A 7043-nucleotide genomic window follows, 5' to 3' on the forward strand; every position below is an offset into this window, starting at 1 on the left:
TAAAATTGAAGGTAGGGAAATTCAGGATTGGTGTCGGACGTGAGAACGGTGAGATGCCTTTGAACGCTTTGTAGCGGATAAGTCTTTTTGCGAGACATCCACCAAAAAGCGCTTTTTCAGCAATTTGCGCCCTAAAAGGATTGGATACCTCATTTTACGCCGGTTGGCGAGTGAAAATTCTGTTCGTATTTTTTTGCCAAAGATTGTAATCTTTGTCTTGATCACATAACGTTTCTCCTCTTTTCCCGACGAATTTCGTACAATAGTTTCTTTGAAGTCGGTGACGGTGAAGGATTGTTGTGGTGCGCCTCTTTTTGCATCCAGATAAAAACACAATTGCGGCTGGTCTCCTCCTTTAATCAGCCGGACGCGAGAACAATGTATGGACGAAGTGGTCGCCCCGGAATCAATGCGGACCGGAACATCAAACCAGCCCAGATCGGGCAGATCAACAATGTCCGTGGCACCGATAATGTCCAATGATTGCTTCATCGCCGTTGGAAAAAATGAGCAACTGTCAAGGACAGATCCAGAAAAACCATTTTTGCGCGCACATTCCGTTCCATATGATAATAAGCCAGATTTACCTCTTCGATCATTTTTTCAAGCGAATCAAAGTTAACTGCTTTCGAGAAGTTTTGCACAAATGTAAGCTCTTCATCCGGAACACGCAGCAATTCTCCGGCGCCATGGCTCCAAATAAGCATGTCGCGGAAAAGCCTTAATGCATATTCGAGCAGGCCTTTTTGCTTTTCCTTGTTCATGACATCGAAATTATCGGCCAGCTTTACCAAATGTGAAATGTCATATTTATAGCAAGAACGCATCCAGCCTGCAAACCAGCCAGAACGGTCGTCCTCTGCATCCTGGACTAATTTCAACGCTTCCGACAAATTTCCATCACACAAATAAGCAATCGATTTGGCTGCGGTGTCACTAACCTGTTGCAATTTCAAAAAATAGCGCACTTCCTCATCTGAAAACGCAGGAACCGTAATGCGTTGCGTCCGGGAAATGATGGTTGTTAACAGCTTATCTGATTGGTCACTTACGAGTAAAAAAAGCGTCTTTTCGGGCGGCTCTTCCAATATTTTCAATATCGCATTCGAGGAAGCCGCATTCATAATGTCCGGTTTCCAGATTAAGAGGATTTTGTATTCTCCCTCATAAGCCTTCACCGATAATTTTCTCAAAATGCCGCGTGCTTCCTCCACGGAAATGTTGCCCTGCTTGTTTTCAGCACTAATGTGATCAAGCCATTCTGGCAAAACCCGGTATGGATTTTCTAACAAAAATGAACGCCATAAACCCAGAAAAGCTTCGCTGGTTTTGCCGTCGATCTTTTTGGAAGTCGCAATGGGGAAAATGAAGTGAAAATCGGGATGGATCAGTTTGGCCATTTTTGCGCAGGAAGCACAAACGCCGCAAGCATCCTCTTCGCCTTTATTTTCACAATTAATATAAGTTGCGAAAGCAAGCGCCAATGCAAGGCCGCCACCGCCAGCAGGTGAATCAAACAGCTGTGCATGAGCCAAGTGGCTGTTCTTCACCGAGCGCCTTAACGTTGATTTTATATGTTCAAGTCCCGGTATTTCTCTGAAAAGCACGGTGGGTGATTTTATCTAAAATGAATTAATGTTCTAAATTTTCAGATCACGTTGCTGTTGGGTTTGTTCAAAAACAGATCTTAAAATCTGTTCATCATGCTCTCCGAATGTGAGATTGCGACGGCTCACAGTGTCTTTTGCCACGTGAAGCGCCTTTTCGAATCTATATTCTGAAAATCCTTCTGCATTACCGCCCCAGGAAAATGAAGGCGTATGCTTCGCCTGAAATCCTGCGCCGAATACATTTACACTTACGCCAACGACGGAGCCTGTGTTGAACATGGTTGAAATTCCGGCTTTGGAATAATCGCCCATCATCAAGCCGCAAAACTTTAAACCTGTGTCAGCCAGATCATTAGTCACGTAACTATGCAATTTCACATTGCTATGGTCATTCTTCAAATTCGAATTATTCGTGTTCGCGCCCAGATTACACCATTCGCCCAGCACCGAATTTCCCAGATAACCGTCATGCCCCTTGTTGCTATAACCAAATATAACACAGTTACTTACCTCGCCGCCCAGCTTGCTAAACGGCCCAACGGTTGTGTTAGGGCGAATTTTTGTTCCCTGCGCAAGCACGCTGCCTTCTCCAATTGAAAACGGCCCCTGAATCATTGAGCCTTCCTGGATCAATGCATTTTTTCCAATGTAAATGGGCCCCTTTTCAGCATTCAGAATTGAGGCTTTTATTATGGCGCCACTTTCAATGAAGATATTTTCAGGGTTATAGCACTGTGTAAAAGGATCGGTAAGCGGCTCTGAATTTTTGTTCGCTGTTATTCTTGCAAAATCGATTTCGATCTGCTCACCATTGAATGCAAATATGTCCCAAACGTTTCGGATCAATGTAAACGAGCCGGAATAATGTTGACGCTCATAAGCCGAAATGCTCATATCAGGCTTCCAGAGCTCGTTGCTTCTGATTGCAAGTACGTCATCACCAGAAATCAGTGCTGATTGTGCCGGCAGTTTTTCGATTGCGTCAACAAGACCAGCATCCGGGCAAAGGCCGCCATTGATATAAATGCTATCAGAAGCTGTTAACACTGGAAATGCCGCTGCTAAATAGTCAGAGGTTTGGTACGATACAGCGGTATCAAGCCACAGGCTCCACTTTTCAGAAATTTTACTGATTCCGCAACGAATTGCCGAAACCGGTCGGGTGTATGTAAATGGTAAAAGTTGAAGTCGGACTGCGGGATCGTCAAAAAGAATAATGGTAGGCATATTTTGATGCTAGTATGTGGGGTCAAAGTTCGCCCATTTTTTTTGTTAGGCAAAAAAAGAAGCAGTCTCTTGTACATTTTACAAGAGACTGCTTCTTTAATTTCGGTATAAAAAGAGATTAATGACCTTGCGATCAATAATGTGCTAATTAAGCTTCTTTCTGCGTTCCGTAACGTTTTCTGAACTTGTCTACACGGCCGGCAGTATCTACAAGTACATTTTTACCTGTGTAGAAAGGGTGCGACTGAGAAGAAACCTCCACTTTATAAACCGGGTAAGATTTGCCATCTTCCCAAGTGATGTTTTCGCTGGTTTCTATAGTAGAGCGCGTAATGAATTTAAAATCGCTAGATAGATCCCAGAAAACTACGTCTCTATAATTGGGATGAATGTCTTTTTTCATTGATATATGGTATTATGTGTTTCGATACAATTCTCAAAAAGGATTGCAAAAGTAAAAATTCTTATTTATTAAACCAAGAAATGAAAGGCTATCTTTTTGATAAAACTTTGATCTGTGAAACTGTAAGTGATTAAACTTCACTCAATTGCTGTTTCAGCACTTCCACGCCTCTCCGCGCTTCTTTGTCGAAATCCGTATAAGTGAAGCATTCAATGGATAATCCGCCTTTGTAACCGATCTTTTTCAATGCACTTAGATAAGCCCTGAAATCGTCGCCTTTTACTCCTGGCGGTGTGCGGTTTTCTTTCTCGGCAATGTGGCAATGCACAATGTGCTTACCAAATTTCACAATTTCATCCGGTGACTCATCTTCCTTTAACATGTGGAAAATGTCGCACAAGAGCTTCACTCTGGGGCTTTTTACGGCATCCACAATTTCAACGCCCTCTGCTAAGCTATTTATAAAATTAGTTTCTCCTCGATTCAATGGCTCTACGGCAATTGTTACGCCATATTTTTCAGCCAGCGGCGCCATTTTCTTGGTTAACTCAATGTGTTGTGTTTTTGCTTTTTCCCGGTCAAAGCCCTCCGGGATGATCCGGGAAGCTCCACTTCCAAAAACCACATATTGTGATTTACATTCTTTCGCACGCTTTAAAACAAGGTCCGTTCTTTCCAAAATCGCTTCATGATTGGCATCCGGCCCGAGCGTTTTCAAGCTTCCCGGCAGCAAGATGACGTAGGATTTGATCGGGAACTTCTCATCCCGAAGCTGTTGCAGGTTTTTAGCGTATTGTGGATCGCCATCTTTCGGGATCAAAAAATTCCCAACCGACTCCTCTATATATGTACACCCTGACTCCCGCAAATAATCAGCCTTATCATAAGCTGCAAAAACGCCAAGTTGCAAGGCATATCCAGGCCCGGTATTTTTAGCAAACACGATTTCAGGCACGGTAAGTCCGGCTGCAAGCCCCGTCACAATTCCTGTGGAGGTTTTGATGAAATCTCTGCGCGATGGGGAAGTGTTAATCTTAGTCATAATGTCCTTGTTTTGATCAGTGTTATGAGAAGCTTGTGTAGATACTGATAATGTGATTTGCCGCTTTCCTAAACTTAAAGTTCACTTATTTAGAATATATATAAATAAATTATTCGTTATAACAAGCTGATTTTCAAATTTTTGATTGATAAAAATTTTAGTTGTCCAAATTATTTTTAAAAAAAAGTTTACAAATTTTTTATATTAATTTTTTGTAAAAAATTTCGCGGTTCCATTTTAATGCAAATAATTCTTAATTGCCTAGCTTCTAGAATCTTAACAATTTAATAATTTGGATTATCCCTATAAACCCAAAAACCGGCCAACATTACTGATTGCGATTGTAATATTTTTCGTGTTATTTCAGGAGATTTTAAGTCTCACTTCTATTGAAAGTCCAGGGTAAAATTCATCACTAACTTCCTTCAAAACAACACATTAACATGTCAATGTATGTAATAAAACGCGACGGTCGCCGAGAATCGGTCAAGTTCGACAAGGTCACCGCGCGCATCGAGAAATTAAGCTATGGGCTTGATACAAATTATATCCAACCCATAGAGGTCGCCAAAAAGGTTGTTTCCGGCATTTATGACGGCGTAACCACTGCGGAACTGGATAACCTTGCTGCTGAGACAGCCGCATCCATGACCACCAAGCACCCGGACTATGCGATTCTAGCAGCCCGTGTTGCAATCTCGAACCTTCATAAAAATACATTGAAGTCGTTTTCAGCAACCATGAAACGACTTTACACATATGTTGATGGCAAAACAGGTGAAAATGCTTCCTTGATCGCCAAGGAAGTTTACGAAATTATCCGTCAAAATGCGTCTCTTTTAGATTCGACCATTATATATGACCGCGATTATGCCTATGATTATTTTGGTTACAAAACCCTTGAAAAATCTTACCTATTAAAGGTTGACGGTAAAATCGTAGAAAGACCCCAACACATGCTGATGCGGGTTGCGATCGGGATTCACCAGGAAGATGTTCAGGCTGCGATTGAAACGTATCATTTGCTTTCTGAAAAATGGTTTACACACGCAACGCCAACATTGTTCAATGCAGGAACGCCGAAACCGCAAATGTCATCTTGCTTCCTGTTGACGATGAAGGAAGACAGCATTAATGGAATTTACGATACATTAAAGAATTGCGCATTGATTTCGCAATCTGCCGGTGGGATTGGTTTGAGCATTCACGATGTGCGCGCAACGGGCACTTATATTAAAGGAACGAATGGTCAATCGAATGGCATTGTCCCCATGCTTCGCGTATTTAATGATACAGCAAGATATGTGGATCAGGGAGGTGGAAAGCGTAAAGGTTCTTTTGCTATATATATGGAGCCCTGGCATTCCGACATATTTGATTTCCTTGACTTGAAGAAAAACCACGGAAAAGAAGAGCAACGCGCAAGGGATTTGTTCTATGCATTGTGGATTCCGGATCTTTTCATGAAACGTGTGGAGGCGAATGACACCTGGTCGTTATTCTGTCCGCACGAATGTCCTGGACTTTCAGATACGCACAGCGAGGATTTCGTGAAGCTTTACGAGAGATATGAACTGGAAGGCAAAGCGCGCAAAACTATAAAGGCGCAAGATCTTTGGTTCGCGATCATGGAATCGCAAATCGAGACGGGTACTCCTTATATGTTGTATAAGGATCATGCAAACAGCAAATCCAACCAGAAAAACCTGGGAACGATTAAGTCTTCAAACCTTTGCACCGAGATCATTGAATATACTGCTCCGGATGAAGTTGCGGTTTGTAATCTTGCTTCCATCGCATTGCCAAAATTCATCGAGCAAGGACCAGACGGTTTCATGCGTTTTGATCATCAGAAGTTGTACGAGATCACAAAAGTGATCACCCGCAACCTGAATAAGATCATTGACCTGAATTACTATCCAGTTCCTGAGGCAGAAAAAAGCAACAAAAGGCACCGCCCGATTGGAATCGGTGTGCAGGGATTAGCGGATGCATTCTGCCTGATGCGCATGCCTTTCGATTCGGATGAAGCACGTCAGTTGAATAAGGACATTTTCGAAACCATTTATTTCGGTGCAATGGAGTCTTCTATGGAGCTGGCGGAAAAGCTTGGTCCGTATGAGACTTGGGCCGGAAGTCCTATTTCACAAGGAATTTTTCAATTCGATATGTGGAATGTTACACCGGAAAGCAATCGCTGGGATTGGGAGAAACTGAGAAAGGGAGTTATTCAACATGGTGTTCGCAACTCGTTGCTGCTAGCGCCGATGCCTACGGCTTCTACCAGCCAGATTTTGGGTAACAATGAATGTTTCGAGCCATTCACATCTAATATATATGTAAGAAGGGTTCTTTCGGGAGAGTTTGTTGTGGTAAATAAATATTTGCTCAAAGACTTGGTAAGGCTAGGACTTTGGAACGAGGAAATGAAAAACAACCTAGTTCGAGCAAGCGGATCTGTTCAGGCTATTCCAAACATTCCGCAGAACGTTAAAGATCTGTATAAAACGGCTTGGGAAATTAAGCAGCGCAGTCTGCTCGATATGTCGGCTGACCGCGGTGCATTCATTTGCCAGTCGCAATCGCTCAACATCTTTATGGAAGAAGCGAATTTTGGTAAGTTGACTTCAATGCACTTCTACGCATGGAAGAAAGGATTGAAAACGGGAATGTACTATCTCCGCACCCGTGCAGCTTCTGATCCGGTTCAATTCACATTAAGCAAGCAAGCAGAGCCGCAGATCGAGCCTGCGACAGTTGT

At 42.7% G+C, this 7043-nt stretch carries 6 protein-coding genes (1 of these 6 running past the window's edge); 1 reads left to right on the forward strand and 5 read right to left on the reverse strand.

Translation table 11 applies throughout. The features are described from left to right. Positions 1-21 precede the first annotated feature (21 nt). The 5 genes from MUK70_RS26590 to MUK70_RS26610 form a co-directional block, all read right to left on the reverse strand. A complete protein-coding gene (locus MUK70_RS26590) occupies positions 22-492 on the reverse strand; it encodes an ATP-dependent zinc protease family protein (protein WP_234605162.1) in 471 nt (156 codons plus the stop codon). Then, positions 489-1607, reverse strand: coding sequence for a DNA polymerase III subunit (locus MUK70_RS26595; RefSeq protein WP_234657130.1), 1119 nt, complete (start codon positions 1605-1607; stop codon positions 489-491). The genes MUK70_RS26590 and MUK70_RS26595 overlap by 4 nt, the downstream gene beginning before the upstream one ends. 33 nt (positions 1608-1640) lie before the next feature. Continuing rightward, positions 1641-2837: a putative sugar nucleotidyl transferase gene (locus MUK70_RS26600; protein WP_234657129.1), complete on the reverse strand. Its 1197-nt coding sequence runs from the start codon at positions 2835-2837 to the stop codon at positions 1641-1643. Positions 2838-2985: 148 nt separating this feature from the next. Beyond that, positions 2986-3240 carry a type B 50S ribosomal protein L31 gene (locus tag MUK70_RS26605; protein WP_234605158.1) on the reverse strand — a complete coding sequence of 85 codons (255 nt, stop codon included), beginning with the start codon at positions 3238-3240 and terminating at the stop codon, positions 2986-2988. A gap of 130 nt (positions 3241-3370) precedes the next feature. After that, positions 3371-4282 carry a TIM barrel protein gene (locus MUK70_RS26610; protein ID WP_234657128.1) on the reverse strand — a complete coding sequence of 304 codons (912 nt, stop codon included), beginning with the start codon at positions 4280-4282 and terminating at the stop codon, positions 3371-3373. A 449-nt stretch (positions 4283-4731) separates the two neighbouring features. On the opposite strand from MUK70_RS26610, the gene MUK70_RS26615 reads away from it, so the two are divergent. Beyond that, positions 4732-7043, forward strand: the 5' portion of a protein-coding gene (locus MUK70_RS26615) for a ribonucleoside-diphosphate reductase subunit alpha (protein ID WP_234606049.1). The gene runs 133 nt beyond the window's last position; 2312 of the gene's 2445 nt are visible here — the first part of the coding sequence; its start codon is at positions 4732-4734; the stop codon falls past the right edge of the window.

The organism is Dyadobacter chenwenxiniae, from assembly GCF_022869785.1.
Taxonomy (GTDB): domain Bacteria; phylum Bacteroidota; class Bacteroidia; order Cytophagales; family Spirosomataceae; genus Dyadobacter; species Dyadobacter chenwenxiniae.